Consider the following 16,219-nt stretch of genomic DNA (forward strand, 5'->3'; position numbering starts at 1 on the left):
TTGCCTCTAGCCCTTTAACAAAAAGGGCAAGCCGCTATGAACCCAGGAGCAGTCAAGGCGCCTGTTCAAAGTGCGCGGTCAGCAGCGCCAGCGCATGGCGCACCTTGGCGGGCTGTTCACCCCGGCGCGGGGTGATGGCGTAGATCGGCATGACGGGCAGCTGCCAGCCCGGCAGCACCGGCAGCAGCCGTCCGTCCAACAGCGCACGCCGGTCATCGTCGCTGACCACCACGCTGATGCCCCAACCCGCCACACACAGGGCGTGCAAAGCGGTGACCTGGCTGGCGTGGGCGCGGCTGTGCACCTGCACCGCCACCTCGTCACCGGCTGCGTTGTGCAGCAGCAAGGTGTCGTCACCACCGGTTGAGGGCCTGCCGCCAAGCCAGTCGTGCGTGGCCAGATCCTGCGGCTGCCGCGGCCAGCCGCGCTCGGCCAGGTAGGCCGGTGCGGCACACATCTGCGCGGCCATGCTGCCCAGCTTGCGCGCCACCAGGCTGGAGTCCGGCAGCTTGCCCGCGCGCAGCGCGATGTCCACCCGCTCTTCAATCAGGTCGATCAGCGCGTCGTCGAGCAGCAGGCGCAGCGTCAGCCGGGGGTGCTGGCGCAAGGGCGCGAGCGCCTGCGCCAGCAGGCCGCCCATGCCAATCGGCGCGGCAATACGCAGCTCCCCCTCAGGCTCGTCGCGGTGGCGCACCAGCGCCTGGTCGGCGCTGCGGGCGGCCGCCACCATGGCGCGACAGCCCTCGATGTAGCGTTCACCGGCTTCGGTCAGCGTGAGCTTGCGGGTGGATCGGTGCAACAGCGCCAGCCCCAGGGCCGACTCCAGCTGGCGCAGGTGCTGGCTCACCGCCGAGGGTGTCATCTGCAACTGGCGCGCTGCGGCTGACAGCGAGCCCGTCGCCACCACCTCGGCAAACACCGCCATGCGTTTGAGTTGGTCCATCTGCGCCATGTGTTGCCCTTGTGTTTACCCTTACTCATTAGTTTTACTTCACAGTGTTAGTGAATTTAGCCGACTATTCACAGCTTTGTGAAGCAAAGACACTATGGCCATCTTAAACACACCGGAGATCACCATGAAAGTTGCACTCATTGGCGCCACAGGTTTTGTCGGCGCACCCTTGTTGACCGAGCTGTTGAGCCGGGGCCACCAGGTCACCGTGCTAGCGCGCAACCCCGCCAAACTCAGCGCCCAGGCCAGCTTGACCGTGGTGCAGGCCGACGCGCTGGACGCCACCCAAGTGGCACAGGCCGTGGCCGGGCATGACGCCGTGGTCAGCGCCTACAACCCGGGCTGGACCGAGCCGCGCATCCACGACCTGTTCCTGGAAGGCACCGCCGCCATCGTGGCCGGCACAAAGCACGCCGGTGTCAAACGCTTTCTGATGGTGGGTGGTGCTGGTAGCCTGTTTGTGGCGCCAGGAGTTCAGCTGGTGGACACCGCTGGCTTTCCGGCTGAGTACAAACAAGGCGCCCTGGCCGCGCGTGAGGCGCTGAACCGCCTCAAGCTCGAAACCTCACTGGACTGGACCTTTTTGTCGCCCCCGATCATCTTGGCACCAGGTGTGCGCACCGGCCAGTACCGCACCGGCCTGGACACCCCGCTGCCCGGCGAGGGTGAGGCACCTGCCGCCATTTCGGTGGAAGACATGGCCGTGGCCATCGTCGACGAGCTGGAAAAGCCGCGCCACCGGCAACAGCGTTTTACCGTGGCCAATTAGGCCACTGGTGCTGTTTTAGGCCCGGCGGGGCACGACCGACCAGCCAGCGTGCTGGTTGGCTTTGTTGTTTTCGTAGTCCCACACCGTGCCGCAGTGGTCACAGCGGTAGCGGGTGACGGTGACCGTTTTCTCGCCACGCAACTCTTTGCGGTTGGCGCCCTGCACCAGTTCAGCATGGCCGGGCGCACGGCGCCAGTTTTGCTGGACAGCGGCGCAGGGCTCACACATCCCCGCGTGGGTGGCATCAGTGGGTGGCGTCTGGTCTGGGGTCATAAGGTGGCTCTTAAAGCGCCTGATTGTCGCTGCGCGCTCAAATCGCGCAAACGCAGGTGTGCGGCATCCTCCAGGTCCAGCCGCTGCTGGTTCTTGGCCTGCAGGTAGTGGTGGGTGAACACATCGAGGTAGGTGGCCAGCACCTCGGCGGCGTGGTGTTCACCGGCCAGTTCCAGGCACAAAGCGCCGACCTCTGAGGTGCAGAAGTGGTCGCTGCGGCTGGAGCGGCGCAGCCGGTAGTTGGACACCTGCTCAGGGTGCAGACTCAGCACCGGAAAACTGTTGAGGTACGGGCTTTTGCGAAACATCTTGCCGGCCTCGGCCCAGGTCGCATCCAGCAGCACAAACAGCGGGCGCTTGGGCACCTGCCCTGGCGTGGCCGCCTCAGGGACAAGCGCATGTACCACCCGCTCGGGTGCCACAAACTCCCCCGGAAACACCACATAAGGCTGCCACTGCGGGTCGGCCAACAGCGTCAGCAAACGCGGGTCCACCCAGGTGCGCGCCCAGCTGAAAGCAAAAGTGTCACTCACCACATCGGCAATCAGCCAGCCAGTGTTGCTGGGTTTGAGCGGCTCGATGTCGGCCATCAGCAGGCAGACGCCCGCCTGGGTGCTCACGTTCGGGCGCAAGTTGCAAAAACAGTGGCTGGCCATGACCCGGCAACCGGGGCAACGTTCGGCCGGGCCACCGCGCATGCGAAACGGTTTGACCGCACGCGCCAGGCGTTCGGTGCGCAGGCGGGAGACGGCGTGGGGAGTGGGATGAGAGATAGGCGGCTTGGGCATGGGGAGCGGCGATTATGGCGTGTGGCCCAGCCCACAGACCAAGCCCGACCCAGGCCCCAAGACCCCCGCCGCGAGTGACAAACAGGTTTGATTGTTGTGAATACAGCAATGTATCGGTGATGATTAGGTTATTTATCTATTGAATCAGAAACTTTACAGTTCATCCCATCAACGCGATGCAACCCTCAAGGCCACGCGATGACGCCGGAAAAGGCCACAGGCCTCACCGGATTCACCTTATCAACTGTTAAAGGATTTGAACCATGAAAACCACTTACGCTGCCATCTTGGCCATCACCCTGTCTGCCCTGACCGCTGCTTATGCCAATGCCGAGGCGGCTTACCCCGCCGACAACACCGCCGCCGCCACAACCGCCGGCAAAACACGTGCCCAAGTGCGTGCCGAACTGCTGGAAGCCCAACGCACCGGCGACATCGTGGCCGACGGCGACTCCGGCAAAAAGCTCAACGAGCTCTACCCCAGTCGCTACCCAACCAAGGCCGTTGAGGCAGGCAAGACCCGCGAACAGGTGCTGGCCGAGCTGCTGCAAGCCCAACGTTCGGGTGAGTTCTCTCTCAACGACAACCACGGCGGTTAATCCCGTCCCAGCCGACGACGCTCCACATGCAACTCTTTTACCAAGCGGAGAACACCATCATGACCAAGTCCATCCAAAGTAGCCTGGCCCTGGCGGCCAACGGTGCAGGTGCTTTCAGCCTGGACGCACGCAAGGTCTGAACACCCTCTGAAGCGAGACCATGCCCAAAACGCCCGACGCCTTTACCCACCTGCCCCAGCTTCGGGGCAAGGTGATCGCCCCGTGCCAATCGGCACTGCGCGCCACCACCGAGGCGCTGGCCGCCTGGGACGCGCTGGCCCGCAGCCAGGGCCGCCCGGACAACTGGCGTCTGTCTGACCAGGTGTTGCAGACGTCGATGCAGGCCTTTCTGGCCGACATCGACACAAGGCAGGACCTGTGGGTGTTTGCCTATGGCTCCCTGATGTGGAACCCGGGCTTTGAGTTTGCGGAGGTTCGCCTGGCCAACTTGGCAGGTTACCAACGCTGTTTTTCATTCAAGGTCGACATGGGCCGTGGCACGGTGGACTGTCCGGCGCTGATGTTGTCGCTCGAACACCAAGCGGGCTGCTGTACCGGCCTGGCCTTTCGCATCGCGGCCCATCAGCTGCAGGACGAGCTGGCCATGCTCTGGCGGCGCGAGATGATCCAGGGCAGTTATGTGCCAGCCATGCTGCCACTCAGCACACCCCAGGGCCCGCTGTGTGCCCTGGCTTTTGTGTCCAACCCCGCCAGCAGCCAGTATGTGGGTCGACAACCGCTGGACAAGACCGCCAGAGCCATCGCCACAGCGTCTGGGTTCATCGGCAGCAACCGGCAATACCTCGAACAGCTGGCCGAGCAGTTGACCCACCTGGACATTGAGGACAACTACGTTCGCCAACTCCAGGCACGGGTAGAACAGATCGCTGCTGCGGAAGTGTTGTCACCTTAAACTGTGCCCCAAGCTCCCCCTGCAACACCCCCCTCACAAGGCCAGACCGTGTCCGACGCCATCATCCTCCAGCAACCTGCTCAGACCGCACAACAGCTCCTGATCCTGCACCATGGTGTGGGTGCCAGCGCGCAGCACATGCTGCCCCTGGGGCAGCGGCTGGCGCTGCAGTTTCCCAAGGCATTCATCGTCAGCGTGCAAGCACCATCCCCCAGCGACACCCAACCCGGCGGTGCCCAGTGGTTTTCGGAGCAGGGCCTCACCGACGACAACCATGCCGAGCGGGTGGCAGCGGTGGTGCCGGCCTTCATCCAGAACCTGCGTTTTTGGCAGCAAAGCAGCGGTGTGGAACCCAGCGCCACGGCGGTGTTGGGCTTTGGCCAAGGCGCCACCCTGGCGCTGGAAGCCGCACAGGTGCACACCGGGCTGGCCGGGCGCATCGTGGCGCTGTCAGGGCGTTATGCCCAGCTGCCAAACCACGCGCCAGACAAAACCACGCTGCATTTTTTCCACGGCAAGTCAGACCCGGTGGTCCACTACGGGCACTGCGTGACCGCCGCACAACGGCTGGTGGCCCTGGGTGGTGACCTCACCGCCGATGTCATTCCCTACCTGGGCCATGAAATCACGACCGAAGTGATGGACCTGGTGGTGGAGCGGTTTGTGGGTCATATCCCCAAGCACCATTGGGACGCGGTGTTGCAAGCCGCAGCCCAGCAGGCGGCTGCAACACCCAAGCCCTAAGGCAACGCTGAACAAGTAGAGTCAAAGCAGGCCCCAGCGGTATCGAGAAACCGAAGTTGTCGAAATTGCGACCAGCTGAGCTCGCTTTTGCCCCCTTTGAGGCTGTTTCAGGGGGAATTCACCCCCTATTGCGCCCTCATGGACGCACCTGTGCCATCAGCCTTTGTCGGCAGAGATAGATGTTGGCCAGCGCCAAAGCAGTAAACGCCCGCGTGGCGTTCTTCTGCAACCCACGGTAACGCACCTTGCCAAAGCCCCACAGGCGCTTGACCACAGCAAATACATGCTCCACGCGTGAGCGGATCTTGGATTTGTTGCGGTTCTTGGCGCGAATGCCTTCATCGACCACACCAGAGCGGCGACTGCGCTGGTTGGTGAAGTCTTTGGCCTTGGGTGCTGCACTGCGGATCAGCTCCTTCTGGCTGGCGTAGGCACTGTCGCCATAGACGCGTTGCTCCTTGCCATGCAACAAACTGGGCAGTGGGTGTTTGTCATGCACGTTGGCTGCTGTGACCACCGCATGGTGGGCCAGACCACTTTGGCTGTCCACACCGATGTGCAACTTCATGCCAAAGTACCACTGTTGGCCCTTGCGGGTTTGGTGCATGTCCGGGTCGCGCGCCTTATTCGCATTCTTGGTGGAACTCGGTGCACCAATGATGGTGGCGTCCACAATGGTGCCGGTGTTGAGCTTGAAGCCCTTGCTTTGCAAGACAGCGCCTACTTGGGCAAACAGGGCTTGGCCAAGTTTGTGCTTGTTGAGGAGTTTGCGAAAGTTCAACACCGTGGTGGCGTCCGGCACAGATTCACGCCCCAGGTCAATGCCCACGAAGCGACGCAGGCTCACGCTGTCGTACAGAGCTTCTTCACAGGCCAGGTCTGCCAGGTTGAACCAGTGCTGGATGAAGTGGATGCGCAGCATACGCTCAAGCCCGATGGGGGGACGCCCATTACCGGCCTTGGGGTAAAACGGCTCGATGACTTCGCACAGAGCGGCCCAGGGAACGATGACTTCCATGGTCTTCAAGAACTCATCGCGCCGCGTGGGCTTGCGGTAGGTCTCAAAGCTTTGTTGTTCGGCCATGGCCAGAGTTTGTTGTTTCATCTGCATCTCCTGCTTGGGATGCCACGAACCATGCAAGTCATGGGCCAACTGGGGACTTGATCAGTGTTGCCCTAAGGCAAACCCCAAACTGTTGGGGTGCAGGCGCCCTCAGGGCGGGCTCAAAGGCTTGGGCACAAAACCAATCACCAGCCCGGTGTCGGTCACGCTGATGCTGCCGGGCTGCAGGCCCATGCTGTTGGGCAGCGCCAGGTCGCTGGGCTGCAGGCGGTGCAAGACCACTTCCATCAGGGCGCGCTCGCTCAACGTGGGGCCATAGGTGTTGAGCAGCATCGCCACGCGGGGCTGCAGGCTGGGCATGGTCAGCTGTTTAAAACGCAGTTGGTGGGCACGCACCGTGAGGTCGCTGGCCTCGTAACGTAGCGCAAAGTCCAGCGCCAGCGTGCCGTGGTGGCTGCCCTGCAGCGCGGGGCCTGCCGCGTCGATGGCCATCTCGGCGCCCAGACGGTTTTGTGCGGGCAGCAGGCTCAACTGCGGCGCCTGTAAATCCAGGTTCAACAGCCCCGACACCGGGTAACGCAGCGGGAAACGTTGCGCCACAGCTTGCTGCAAGCGCGCAGCAGATACTTTGAACTGCGGCAGCGCTTGCGCCGCGTCGTCTGGCTGCACCAGGGTGTCGGCCACTGCGGCCAAGGTCAGGCCGCCCAAGGGCAGGCCAAGAGCCAGAGAGATCAGATGTCGTCGGTGCATAGAAGCGGTCCTTTGGAAAGGCATTGTGCGCTACACATGTTGCAGCAAGCCACTAGACTCTGACTCCCGCCCCCTCCTGAAAGCCCTTCACCTGGGCAGCTGCTTTTTATGAACCTTGGTTTGCTCTACGCCGCACTGGCCTACACGGCTTGGGGCTTGTTCCCGGTCTATTTCAAACAACTGGTCGAGGTCAATGCGTTTGAGGTGGTGATGCACCGCATGGTGTGGTCGTTTGTGTTCCTGATGGTGGTGCTGATGGTGCTCAAACGCTGGGCCTGGCTGCGCGAGGTGGCCCGGCAACCGCGGGTGCTGCTGGCGTTTGGGCTGTCGGCCCTGCTGTTGTCGGCCAACTGGTCGGTGTACGTGTGGGCGGTGCAAAACGCCCACATGCTTGATGCCAGCTTGGGCTACTTCATCCTGCCTTTGGTCAATGTGGCGATGGGCTTTGCCTTTTTGCACGAACGCCCGCGCCCGGCACAGTGGCTGGCGGTGGCGGTGGCAGCCAGTGGTGTGCTGTGGCTCACCGTGCAGGCGGGGCGCCTGCCCTGGGTGGCCCTGGTGCTGGCGGTGACCTTTGGCACCTATGGCCTGTTGCGCAAGGTGGCCAAGCTGGGTGCGCTGGAAGGCCTGACGCTGGAGACCATGCTGTTGCTGCCCGTGGCCGTGACGCTGCTGGGCTGGTGGACCTGGCATGGGCAAGGTGCGCTGGTGCAGGGCAACCCGGTGACCCTGGGCTGGCTGCTGCTGGCCGGGCCACTGACCGCCATCCCCTTGCTGCTGTTTGCCGCCGGTGCCCGGCGCATCCCGCTGGCCACCTTGGGGCTGCTGCAGTACATCTCGCCCAGTCTGCAGATGCTGCTGGGCGTGTGGCTGTATGGTGAACCCTTTGAGCCAGCGCGTGCCATTGGCTTCTATCTGATCTGGGCGGCCCTGGTGATTTACAGCGCAGAGGGTTTGTGGCTCATGCGCCGGTGGTCACCCATCAAGTAGTCAAATCGACTTCTAGCCCTTGAAAATAAAGGGCATGCTGCTACATTTGACGCAGCAGCTACGGCCTCGTTACTGGTAGCTGTTGGCGCGACCTGTACCAAGCGCTCAGGGCTTGTAAACCACGTTGTCGTCCACGCTGTACAGCACGCAAGGCTGTTTGGCCCGTTCTTCACAGCGCTTGAGGGCCAGTGTGTTGACATCGTCTGTGGCGTTGGAGACCCAAGCCCAATGCTGCCTCGTTGGTGCTACTGCAAAGGCCCTGGGCAAGCTGGCCTGAAGGTAGCGCTGGTATTGCTCCAGGCCGGCAGCTGCGTCGAGCGGCAGCTTCTGCAGGTCCTCCAGCGCAGCCAAGCCACTGGCCGGAAACTGGCGCGCACGCAGCCGTCCGGGCAACGTATCCTGATCGGGGCTGGAAACCCGGCGCAAGTCTGTCACCACACCGCGCTCGAACGCGTTGGTGGGAACAGGTTCGCAACTTGTGGTTTTTTGTGCCTTCAGGCCATCGCAGAAAAACACGCTGTGTCCCAGGGTGGCCGCCACATCGGGGTGAAAGAAGTTTGCCGCGCCTTTGTTCTTTTCGATGGCAATCCAGCGCATGACCAGATCCGAATCGGCCTTGCCGTCCGAGTGCTGGACGATCCAGCTGAACAGCCCGCTCTTGTTGACCGAGTTGCGGTCCAGGTTGCCTTGGGCGTCATAGTGCCCGTGGAAGCCGACATAGGTGCGCTCCGCCGGATAGTCGTCTGTAAAAACCCGGTATTTGCCGCCCAGGAACATGCGCGAACACGACGAAATGCAATACCCAGAAACCGCAGTGGTGACCCCGGCCTCGCGCAGCACATCGCCAACCCGGTAGCCTGTCCAGGCGTCGCCACCGTGCGAGTTGCGCAACACAACCCGGTCAATTTTGGGGTTGGCAGCAAAAGCTTCTTTGACCAAAACAAGCTCTGAGCCTGTGACCGGTCCCGACAAAATAAGGGTGTTGCCAAACGTGGTCAGTTCCATGCCACAAGCCGCACCGCAGCCCAAGGCGGTTAAGCCCAGAACGGACAACGTAGCGAAGAGCGTGTCGCGAAACTTCTTAGTGACTTTGAGCTTGTTGATACTGAGAAAGACCAGGCTGGCCATGCGTTTCCTTAAGGTTGGCCGCCGGTGATGCGTGACGGCTCGCGCTGTGGCAAGGGAATGTGCTCTGCTTCACCCGGCACCTGGCCCATGCCTTGGCTGGGGTCCATGGCGGCCCAGGCGCGGGAGGCTTGTTCGATGCGCTCCCTGCTGGTGGACACAAAGTTCCACCAGATGAACCGCCGCCCCAGCGGCTGGCCGCCCACCAGCATCAGGCGCGCGCCGTCCGGCCCGGCGCTCAGCACAGTGCTCTCACTCAACACAGCCAGCGTGTGGGGCGGCAGTGGCTGGCCGTCCAGCTGCAGATCACCCTGCACCCCATACACCGCCTGCTCGTCCGCCAGCATCGGCAAAGTCCACTGGCCATGGGCGGGCAGGCGAATGTCGAGGTACAGCGTGGGTGACAGGGTGGCCACTGGCGACTGGGCGCCCAGCGCCTGCCCCACCAACACCCGCACCTGGGCGCAACCGTCCTGCAGCTCGGGGATGGCGCTGGCCGGGGTGTGGACAAAACTGGCGCTCACCTCCTGCTTGGATTCGGGCAGCGCCAACCACAGCTGCAGGCCGTGGTTGACGTAAGTGCTGTGGCGTTCGGCCTCGGGTTTGCGCTCGGAGTGCACGATGCCGCTGCCCGCCGTCATCCAGTTGATGGCACCGGGCTCGATGCGCTGGGTGTAGCCCAGGTTGTCGCGGTGTTGGATGACGCCGTCAAACAGATAGGTCAGCGTCGCCAGCCCGATGTGCGGGTGTGGCCGCACATCATGGTTGTCGGCCGGTGTGACGGTGACCGGGCCAAAGTGGTCAAAAAACAGAAACGGCCCCACCGCCTGGCGTTGCGCGGCGGGCAACAGGCGGCGCACCACAAAACCACCGCCCAGGTCATGGGCATGGGCGCCCAGCAGCTGCGGCGCGCTCATGCGGCCCGCTCCACGGTGGTGGTGATCTCGGTGGTGACACTGGTCATGAGTTTGTGCACCGGGCATTTGTCGGCAACGGCGCTCAGCTGTGCCAGCTCGGCATCGCTGAAGCTGCCGCTGATCACCAGCCGGGTGCTGAGCTTGTAGACCCCGTTGCGCTCCTGGCTGCTGTCGTGCGACACCTCGGTGTGTACATCGTCCACCGCGATGTTTCTCTTTTTGGCAAACCACAAAACGGTGAGCGCCTTGCAGGCACCCAGCGCGGCGTCGTACAGGTCGTGCGGGCTCGGGCCTTCGTCACCACCACCCTCGGCGGCGGACACATCGGCGCACAGCTGGTGTTCACCAATGTGGATGGTCTGGGCCAGGGGGGCGCCGGGTTTGCGCTGGATCTGAATGCTCATCTGGGTGGTCTCCGGTGGGGGTGAATTCCAGTGTAAAACGGGCTAGGCCATGCGCCAACGCGTGCAACACCGCGCGTCACAAGGGCGTGTCACCCAAGCGGAACGGGCGTCACAACATGGTTTGGCGCGAAGCCTAGTTGGCAGGCCGATACATCGCACAAATCTTGTGCTTGTCCGGGTCGCGCAGATAGGCCAGGTAAATGCGCCCGGTGGGAAATTCGCGCCAGCCCGGCGGGTCTTCGCAGGTGGTGCCACCATGGGCCAGACCCGCGGCATGGAAAGCATCGGCCTGCTCGGGCGACTGCATGGCAAAACCGATGGTGCTGCCGTTGGCATAGGTCGCGGGCTCGCCATTGATCGGCAGGGTGATGCCAAACAGGCCGGTGGGGCTGCGGTAGAAATAGCGGCTTTTGTTGGCCACCCCGGGGCCGATGCCGAGCGTGCCGAGCACAGCGTCGTAAAACGTCTTGGAGACCTCAAGGTCTTTCACACCAACCATCACATGACTGAACATGGCTTTCTCCGTTGCTTGCACAAGGCGCGGATTGTTGCAGTGTTTTAAAACAAATTCCGGTATCTATCTGACATACAGACGGATGTACCGACACAAGACCGCACGTTTCGATGGCGTTGCGCTGCAGCACAGTGGCCCTTCCGTGTGGCCTTGCCCTACAGCCTGGCGGGTGGTGCGGCCGATGCGTGGAAAATGCGGGCTTTGTGCCAACCGCCCTGACCGATCCACATGCTTCGACCCTTCACCTCTTACCTGCCCGACTGGACACGCGACTGGCTTGAAATCATTGTTCCGGGCCTGCAGATTCTGCTGATCCTGCTGGTGGCGTGGTTGCTGCAGTACCTGCTGCGCCGGGCGGTGAGCCGCGTTGGCCGGCATTACCTGCTGCCGATTGAGTTGACGATGCCACTCAAAGGCCTGCTGCGCTGGACCATCATGCTGGCGGCCCTGATGCTGGTATTGGAGCGCGTGGGCGTGTCGGCCACCGTGCTCTGGACCGCCTTCACCGGCTTTGCCACCGTGGGTGCGGTGGCTTTTTTTGCGGCCTGGAGCGTGCTGTCCAACCTGTTTTGCGCGTTCCTGATCTTCACAGTGCGGCCCTACCGGCTGGGTGACAGCATCGAGCTGCTGGACGTGGCCGAAAAACCTGGCGCCCGAGGTCGCGTGGTGGACATCAACCTGCTCTACACCTCGCTCGAAGACAGCGACAGCCCCACACCAGGCACCCTACTGCAGATTCCCAATGCGCTGATCTTCCAACGCGTGGTCCGGCGCTGGAAGGGCGGACAAGTGCCCACACCCGCCGCGCCAGCAGCCAGCAACAGCCCCGCCACCGCGCAGACGCCAGCGCCCAGTTTGTAGTGCCAAATTGGCCGCTAGCCCTTTATTTATAAGGGACTGCTGCTATGACGATTTGCAATGCCCGCCTTGCTGGAAGGGGTCGAGCAGGTTCTGGCAAATCCAGCGCGCCACGGTGTAGCGCCAGCCAGCCCCCTGCGCTTTGTAACGCTCCAGCCGCTTGGTGAAGAGCAGTTCACGCGGCAGGTCCAGAAAAATGACGGTCGCGGGCACCAGGTTAAAAAACACATCCATCAACACCGCAACCAGCGCCGCAGGCACCAGCAGCACGCGGGGCACGATGCTCAGCTGGTCCCACGCCGCCTTGGCCGCCATGGTGACCACGAACAACAGGTAAAACAGGTAGGTGTAGATCACCCAGTCGATAGGGCCGGCATCAAATAGGGTCGGGAAAAACATGGAGATGAGTTTTGGAAGAAAAGCTCAGGATGCCGGGGCTGGCGGGCCGAGTCAAGGGTGCCAACTGCAATGCGCGGTGATTCTGTTCCCAGTGTGCATCCATCGGCTTGCAGGGTGGATAGAGACGGAAACATTGGGTAGCCGCGGTTGGTGGTGTAGCAGGGTGAAGGACCCAAATTGGGCGGCAAAGTCTGCATGTCAAAGCTCAAGTCATCCCTTTACTGGCCTATATATGTTGCTATCAACATTAAACTATTTGAGTGGACGATTTGATCCATGAATTTCATTTAGCCAAATTCATAATTTAAATTGGCCAGAATTTGAGTTCTAATTGGTCAAGCACTGATTACCATGAAATTCACCACATGACTAGCGTTACCGCCGCAACATCTGCTCCCGCCATTGCCCGCTATGTACAGGGCAAGATTGCAATCGCCTTGCAAGACACCCGCGTGGTACTGCTCGCAGGTCCTCGGCAAGCCGGCAAAACCACGCTGGCCCGGCTGTATGCCAGCCCTGATCGCCCCTACCTCACGCTGGATGACCCCGCCACTTTGGCTGCGGCGCGCTCAGACCCTACAGGGTTCGTGCGCGGTTTGAAGCAGGCCGTGATTGACGAAGTGCAGCGCGCACCCGACCTGCTGCTGGCCATCAAAGAAAGCGTGGATAACGACCAGGCACCGGGCCGCTTCCTGCTGACCGGCTCCACCAACCTCATGGCCATGCCACGGGTGGCCGACTCGCTCGCGGGCAGGCTTGAAGTGATCACCCTGTTGCCATTCGCCCAGGCTGAGCTGGCTGGCACCCCGGGCAACCTGCTGGACCGCCTGTTTGACGGTGCCGGTTTGCCGGGCGTGGTCAACCCCATGGTGGGTGATGATTTGATGGCGTGCGTACTCCAGGGTGGCTACCCCGAAGCGCTACGCCGCACCAGCGCCAGCCGCCGACAGGCTTGGCTGCAAGACTATGTGGCGCTGATTCTGGACCGCGACGTGCGCGACATTGCCAACATCGACCAACTTGACCGCATGCCGCGCCTGCTTGACGTGTTGGCCGCCCACGCTGGGCAACTGGTTAACCACAGCAGTTATGGCGCAGCACTGGGGTTGACCACCCCTACGGCGCAGAAGTATGTGGGCATATTGGAGCGGCTGTTTCTGCTGCGCCAAGTGCCCCCCTGGTCCAGCAACGCGGTCAGCCGCCTCACCAAAACGCCCAAACTACACTTTCTGGACACCGGCTTACTTGCTGCACTGCGCGATACCACGGCCAGCCAGTTGCAAAAGGACCGCACCGGCTATGGCCCTTTGCTGGAAAACTTTGTGGTCTCAGAAGTGCTCAAGCTCATCACCTGGTCAGACAAACGCGTGCGCATCTCGCACTTTCGTACCAAAGAACAAGACGAAGTGGACCTGGTGCTGGAAGACCGGCGCGGACGCGTCATCGGTATCGAAGTCAAAGCCAGCGCCACCGTGCGCCCCCAAGACCTGCGCGGCCTGCGTCAATTACAAGCCGCGGTGGGCAATAAGTTTGTGCACGGCTTGGTGCTGCATGACCACGACCGCATCACCCCATTTGATGAAAAATTGCACGCGGCACCGGTGTCGATGCTGTGGCAGGGATAGCGCGGGTGCATGCATTCATCGTGGACACCCTGGCCGAACGGGTGATGCAGGTGGAGCAGGACGCAGCCTTCCATGCCGTGGCGGATGACCGCTTGGCCAACATCCGCGCCACCGGCAAAACCGTGGCCTGGATGGATGCCAAAACCTACTTGACCGCCTGCGCCAATGGTGAACGCCCCCGCAAGCCCATCGCTCGCCAAATTGCTAAATGACCCGTATCGAGTTGGCAGTGCGCAGCCAGAGCGAGGTCGGGTTCAAGCGCTAAGGCTTGATGCCAAATTGGCCGCTATCCCTCGTTGAATAAGGGCTAAAAGCTATCAAACTTGCATCATCTGCAAGCAGCACTGCTCAGCCCATGGGCGTGCACAACTCCACCAGAAAGCCATTGATGTCGGCCACATAGGCGATGGTCTGGCCCCAGGGCATGACCTCAACCGGGCGCATGAGCGTGGCACCGGCGGCTACAGCCTGCGCCAGCGCCTGGTGCACATCGGGGGTGCACAGCGCAATCTCAAAGCAGGGCGCTTCGGGCTTGGCCGCCTGCGGGTTCTTGCCCAGCTGCTGCATCAGCCGGTGGGCTGAAAACGCCAGCGTGGTGCTGCCGGTTTCCAGCTCGCCATAGTCGCCACCCTCGTGCAAAAACCGCGTATTCAGCCCAAAGGCTGCCTCGTAGAACTTGAGCGTGGCGGGCACATCTGGCACGTAGAGGATGGTGTAGCCGAGTTGCATGGGGGGCTCCGGTATCGTGGATGAAGAAGTTCAGGCTTTAAGCGCAGGCTGCTCCCAGCCGGGCACGTTCACCGCGTAGCGTGTGGCCTTGCCCACACCTTCCACGCGCAGCAGACCGTGGGCCAGCAGGTCGGACAGGTCGCGGGTGGCGGTGGCTTTGGAGGTGGCGGTGATCTTGGCATATTTCTCATTGGTCATTCCGCCCAAGAAGCCACCGCCCGAGCCCACACGCCCGGCATCTAACAAGCGCTCTAGCACCTTGCTCTGGCGGGCGTTGATATGGCACTGCGCTGCCCGCAGCCGAAATTGCGCCTTGTCAGTGGCGTCCCGCACTACAGCCTGGCTGGTGACGCACGCTCGGGTAAAGGCCTGCACGAACCATTGCACCCAGGGCGTCGCATCAATCGTGCTGGCCTCGGGCGTGACGCCGCGCAGGCGCTGCGCGTGGTTCAGCGCGTCGTAGTAGGCGGCGCGGGTTTTGAGCATCTGATGGGCCAAACCATAGACCCGCACCAGCACCGGGCTGGCTTGTGCATCATGCGCCTGCATGTCTTGCGCCAGCGCCATGTCGGCCAGGGCGCGGCCCAGGCGGCCATTGCCATCTTCAAACGGGTGGATGGACTCAAACCACAGGTGCGCCAACGCCGCACGGGCAATGCCGTTCACGGCTGTGCTTGTGGGGGCTGTATCCGAGGGCCGGGTGCTGGCAAACCACGTCAACAAGCGATCCAACTCCGACGCCACCTGGTCCGAGGGCGGCGCTTCGTAGTGCACCACCTCGCGCCCCAGAGCCCCGCTGACGATCTGCATGGCATCGGCATGGTCGCGCAAGCGTCCCACGGCAATGCGGGTGATGCCCGATGTGCCACCGGGAAACAGCGCCGACTGCCAGCGGCACAGCCGGTCCAGATCAAGCGCGGCGCTGTGGTTGGCCAGCGCGTCTTGCATCACCTGCACCAAACCATCCACAGACCGGTCAGCGCCCGGCGCGTCGGCCAGTGCCAGCCGGTGCGCCACTGACGAACGCAAGGACTCCAGATTAAGTTGCTCGCCCTCTATGGCAGCGGTGGCCAGCGCCTCTTGCACCCACAGATCGCGCTGCACCGCGTTGGCCTGCTCCAGCCCGATGGCGCCCAGCAGCCCCAACAACCGGCCTTGCTCCAGCCGGGCCTGATCCAGCGCTGGGGCCAGTGCCGCCGCATCAAAGCTGAGTTGCGGCCACGCACGGTGCTGCCAGATGTAGCGGGGGGATGCGGGCGGGTTGGGAGTAGGCATGAGGCGTATTTTGAACTATACGGCTCAAGAAGTGAGGTGTATTTGCAGGAATGCGGCTTAAAACTGTTGGCGGCTGGTGCATTTGCACAGACCCATCAAGTGCCTAGCAAGCACCCGTTGCCCCGCAAGTCATTGATCTATATAGGATCTGTCTGATGCCCAGGGTAGGCAAGTCCTATTCCATCAAATACCCAGCAAGCAAATTCAGGCCCAATGCGGCAGGTAGCGTCGAGTCTTTGGCGGCGCATTCGGATCTTGCAAGCGGATAACGCCAGCCGCCAGAGCCTCTTTTATTAGCCTTGACGCGGTGGCACTGTTTTTAGCGTCAATGCCAAAGCGTTCCCGCAAGGTCGTGTTGGTCATGAACTCGCGCTCTACGTAACGCAAACAGGCATGCAAATACACAGCCCTCACGCGGTCGCCCTGTTCCATCTTCGTGAGAGTGCGCGGTGCAAACAAGGTGCTGCGGGTGGAGTCGCCCGTTATCTCGAAAGCCGGTGCGGGTAGTTGATAAAACTCGGCCTGAAACACC

At 62.2% G+C, this 16,219-nt stretch carries 21 protein-coding genes; 8 read left to right on the top strand and 13 right to left on the bottom strand.

The features are described 5' to 3' along the window. Positions 1-52: 52 nt before the first annotated feature. Positions 53-952 carry a LysR substrate-binding domain-containing protein gene (locus RF819_RS09600; protein ID WP_242473300.1) on the bottom strand — a complete coding sequence of 300 codons (900 nt, stop codon included), beginning with the start codon at positions 950-952 and terminating at the stop codon, positions 53-55. A 124-nt stretch (positions 953-1,076) separates the two neighbouring features. Here RF819_RS09600 and RF819_RS09605 point away from each other — a divergent pair, with 124 nt between their 5' ends. Then, positions 1,077-1,721, top strand: a complete 645-nt coding sequence (locus tag RF819_RS09605; RefSeq protein ID WP_078366875.1) for an NAD(P)-dependent oxidoreductase — start codon at positions 1,077-1,079, stop codon at positions 1,719-1,721. A 15-nt stretch (positions 1,722-1,736) separates the two neighbouring features. Here RF819_RS09605 and RF819_RS09610 read toward each other — a convergent pair whose 3' ends face one another. Then, positions 1,737-1,994 (bottom strand): hypothetical protein, encoded by a 258-nt coding sequence (locus tag RF819_RS09610; protein ID WP_078364783.1) that lies wholly within the window; start codon positions 1,992-1,994, stop codon positions 1,737-1,739. Then, positions 1,991-2,782, bottom strand: coding sequence for a tRNA-uridine aminocarboxypropyltransferase (locus tag RF819_RS09615; RefSeq protein ID WP_078364784.1), 792 nt, complete (start codon positions 2,780-2,782; stop codon positions 1,991-1,993). The genes RF819_RS09610 and RF819_RS09615 overlap by 4 nt, the downstream gene beginning before the upstream one ends. A gap of 263 nt (positions 2,783-3,045) precedes the next feature. On the opposite strand from RF819_RS09615, the gene RF819_RS09620 reads away from it, so the two are divergent. From RF819_RS09620 to ypfH, 3 genes are all read left to right on the top strand, one after another. Continuing rightward, positions 3,046-3,381 (top strand): DUF4148 domain-containing protein, encoded by a 336-nt coding sequence (locus tag RF819_RS09620; protein ID WP_078364785.1) that lies wholly within the window; start codon positions 3,046-3,048, stop codon positions 3,379-3,381. A gap of 160 nt (positions 3,382-3,541) precedes the next feature. After that, positions 3,542-4,294: a gamma-glutamylcyclotransferase gene (locus tag RF819_RS09625; protein WP_078364786.1), complete on the top strand. Its 753-nt coding sequence runs from the start codon at positions 3,542-3,544 to the stop codon at positions 4,292-4,294. A 48-nt stretch (positions 4,295-4,342) separates the two neighbouring features. Next, positions 4,343-5,038: an esterase gene (gene ypfH / locus RF819_RS09630; RefSeq protein ID WP_158081252.1), complete on the top strand. Its 696-nt coding sequence runs from the start codon at positions 4,343-4,345 to the stop codon at positions 5,036-5,038. A gap of 136 nt (positions 5,039-5,174) precedes the next feature. On the opposite strand, the gene RF819_RS09635 is transcribed toward ypfH, so the two are convergent. Together RF819_RS09635 and RF819_RS09640 are read right to left on the bottom strand one after the other, a co-directional pair. After that, positions 5,175-6,143, bottom strand: coding sequence for an IS5 family transposase (locus RF819_RS09635; protein ID WP_078366726.1), 969 nt, complete (start codon positions 6,141-6,143; stop codon positions 5,175-5,177). Between the two features lie 108 nt (positions 6,144-6,251). Then, complete coding sequence (locus RF819_RS09640; RefSeq protein WP_078364788.1) at positions 6,252-6,851, bottom strand: DUF1439 domain-containing protein; 600 nt, start codon at positions 6,849-6,851, stop codon at positions 6,252-6,254. Positions 6,852-6,959: 108 nt separating this feature from the next. Here RF819_RS09640 and rarD point away from each other — a divergent pair, with 108 nt between their 5' ends. Then, complete coding sequence (rarD, locus tag RF819_RS09645; protein WP_078364789.1) at positions 6,960-7,841, top strand: EamA family transporter RarD; 882 nt, start codon at positions 6,960-6,962, stop codon at positions 7,839-7,841. 105 nt (positions 7,842-7,946) lie between these two features. Here the strand turns inward: rarD and RF819_RS21490 are convergent, their stop codons facing one another. From RF819_RS21490 to RF819_RS09665, 4 genes are all read right to left on the bottom strand, one after another. Continuing rightward, complete coding sequence (locus tag RF819_RS21490) at positions 7,947-8,969, bottom strand: hypothetical protein (RefSeq protein WP_200224246.1); 1,023 nt, start codon at positions 8,967-8,969, stop codon at positions 7,947-7,949. 8 nt (positions 8,970-8,977) lie between these two features. Continuing rightward, complete coding sequence (locus RF819_RS09655) at positions 8,978-9,883, bottom strand: pirin family protein (RefSeq protein WP_078364790.1); 906 nt, start codon at positions 9,881-9,883, stop codon at positions 8,978-8,980. Then, on the bottom strand, positions 9,880-10,287 hold the full coding sequence (locus RF819_RS09660; protein ID WP_078364791.1) for an OsmC family protein: 408 nt from the start codon (positions 10,285-10,287) through the stop codon (positions 9,880-9,882). The genes RF819_RS09655 and RF819_RS09660 overlap by 4 nt, the downstream gene beginning before the upstream one ends. A 133-nt stretch (positions 10,288-10,420) precedes the next feature. Further along, entirely contained in the window at positions 10,421-10,801 is a 381-nt protein-coding gene (locus RF819_RS09665) for a VOC family protein (RefSeq protein WP_078364792.1), read from the bottom strand. A gap of 228 nt (positions 10,802-11,029) precedes the next feature. Here RF819_RS09665 and RF819_RS09670 point away from each other — a divergent pair, with 228 nt between their 5' ends. Further along, positions 11,030-11,662, top strand: a complete 633-nt coding sequence (locus tag RF819_RS09670) for a mechanosensitive ion channel family protein (protein WP_078364793.1) — start codon at positions 11,030-11,032, stop codon at positions 11,660-11,662. A 42-nt stretch (positions 11,663-11,704) separates the two neighbouring features. Here RF819_RS09670 and RF819_RS09675 read toward each other — a convergent pair whose 3' ends face one another. Beyond that, positions 11,705-12,058 carry a hypothetical protein gene (locus RF819_RS09675; protein ID WP_078364794.1) on the bottom strand — a complete coding sequence of 118 codons (354 nt, stop codon included), beginning with the start codon at positions 12,056-12,058 and terminating at the stop codon, positions 11,705-11,707. Positions 12,059-12,423: 365 nt separating this feature from the next. On the opposite strand from RF819_RS09675, the gene RF819_RS09680 reads away from it, so the two are divergent. Further along, positions 12,424-13,683, top strand: coding sequence for an ATP-binding protein (locus RF819_RS09680; RefSeq protein ID WP_078364795.1), 1,260 nt, complete (start codon positions 12,424-12,426; stop codon positions 13,681-13,683). Positions 13,684-13,688: 5 nt separating this feature from the next. After that, positions 13,689-13,895 (top strand): hypothetical protein, encoded by a 207-nt coding sequence (locus RF819_RS09685; RefSeq protein WP_078364796.1) that lies wholly within the window; start codon positions 13,689-13,691, stop codon positions 13,893-13,895. A gap of 136 nt (positions 13,896-14,031) precedes the next feature. Here RF819_RS09685 and RF819_RS09690 read toward each other — a convergent pair whose 3' ends face one another. From RF819_RS09690 to RF819_RS09700, 3 genes are all read right to left on the bottom strand, one after another. Beyond that, complete coding sequence (locus tag RF819_RS09690) at positions 14,032-14,412, bottom strand: VOC family protein (protein ID WP_078364797.1); 381 nt, start codon at positions 14,410-14,412, stop codon at positions 14,032-14,034. Positions 14,413-14,442: 30 nt separating this feature from the next. Then, positions 14,443-15,687, bottom strand: a complete 1,245-nt coding sequence (locus RF819_RS09695; protein WP_078364798.1) for a Fic family protein — start codon at positions 15,685-15,687, stop codon at positions 14,443-14,445. 204 nt (positions 15,688-15,891) lie between these two features. After that, positions 15,892-16,218, bottom strand: a complete 327-nt coding sequence (locus RF819_RS09700) for a hypothetical protein (protein WP_143541661.1) — start codon at positions 16,216-16,218, stop codon at positions 15,892-15,894. Position 16,219 lies beyond the last annotated feature (1 nt).

Source organism: Rhodoferax fermentans (genome assembly GCF_002017865.1).
In the GTDB taxonomy this organism is placed as follows: Bacteria; Pseudomonadota; Gammaproteobacteria; order Burkholderiales; family Burkholderiaceae_C; genus Rhodoferax; species Rhodoferax fermentans.

What these genes read in the sequence shown, in the direction of transcription:
- RF819_RS09695 (WP_078364798.1), bottom strand. Translation starts at nt 15,687, where the DNA reads ATGCCTACTCCCAACCCGCCCGCATCCCCCCGCTACATCTGGCAGCAC.
- RF819_RS09635 (WP_078366726.1), bottom strand. Translation starts at nt 6,143, where the DNA reads ATGAAACAACAAACTCTGGCCATGGCCGAACAACAAAGCTTTGAGACC.
- RF819_RS09625 (WP_078364786.1), top strand. Translation starts at nt 3,542, where the DNA reads ATGCCCAAAACGCCCGACGCCTTTACCCACCTGCCCCAGCTTCGGGGC.
- RF819_RS09665 (WP_078364792.1), bottom strand. Translation starts at nt 10,801, where the DNA reads ATGTTCAGTCATGTGATGGTTGGTGTGAAAGACCTTGAGGTCTCCAAG.
- RF819_RS09615 (WP_078364784.1), bottom strand. Translation starts at nt 2,782, where the DNA reads ATGCCCAAGCCGCCTATCTCTCATCCCACTCCCCACGCCGTCTCCCGC.
- RF819_RS09610 (WP_078364783.1), bottom strand. Translation starts at nt 1,994, where the DNA reads ATGACCCCAGACCAGACGCCACCCACTGATGCCACCCACGCGGGGATG.
- RF819_RS09660 (WP_078364791.1), bottom strand. Translation starts at nt 10,287, where the DNA reads ATGAGCATTCAGATCCAGCGCAAACCCGGCGCCCCCCTGGCCCAGACC.
- RF819_RS09605 (WP_078366875.1), top strand. Translation starts at nt 1,077, where the DNA reads ATGAAAGTTGCACTCATTGGCGCCACAGGTTTTGTCGGCGCACCCTTG.
- RF819_RS09640 (WP_078364788.1), bottom strand. Translation starts at nt 6,851, where the DNA reads ATGCACCGACGACATCTGATCTCTCTGGCTCTTGGCCTGCCCTTGGGC.
- RF819_RS09670 (WP_078364793.1), top strand. Translation starts at nt 11,030, where the DNA reads ATGCTTCGACCCTTCACCTCTTACCTGCCCGACTGGACACGCGACTGG.
- RF819_RS09675 (WP_078364794.1), bottom strand. Translation starts at nt 12,058, where the DNA reads ATGTTTTTCCCGACCCTATTTGATGCCGGCCCTATCGACTGGGTGATC.
- RF819_RS09620 (WP_078364785.1), top strand. Translation starts at nt 3,046, where the DNA reads ATGAAAACCACTTACGCTGCCATCTTGGCCATCACCCTGTCTGCCCTG.
- RF819_RS09690 (WP_078364797.1), bottom strand. Translation starts at nt 14,412, where the DNA reads ATGCAACTCGGCTACACCATCCTCTACGTGCCAGATGTGCCCGCCACG.
- RF819_RS09655 (WP_078364790.1), bottom strand. Translation starts at nt 9,883, where the DNA reads ATGAGCGCGCCGCAGCTGCTGGGCGCCCATGCCCATGACCTGGGCGGT.
- RF819_RS09680 (WP_078364795.1), top strand. Translation starts at nt 12,424, where the DNA reads ATGACTAGCGTTACCGCCGCAACATCTGCTCCCGCCATTGCCCGCTAT.
- RF819_RS21490 (WP_200224246.1), bottom strand. Translation starts at nt 8,969, where the DNA reads ATGGCCAGCCTGGTCTTTCTCAGTATCAACAAGCTCAAAGTCACTAAG.
- rarD (WP_078364789.1), top strand. Translation starts at nt 6,960, where the DNA reads ATGAACCTTGGTTTGCTCTACGCCGCACTGGCCTACACGGCTTGGGGC.
- RF819_RS09600 (WP_242473300.1), bottom strand. Translation starts at nt 952, where the DNA reads ATGGCGCAGATGGACCAACTCAAACGCATGGCGGTGTTTGCCGAGGTG.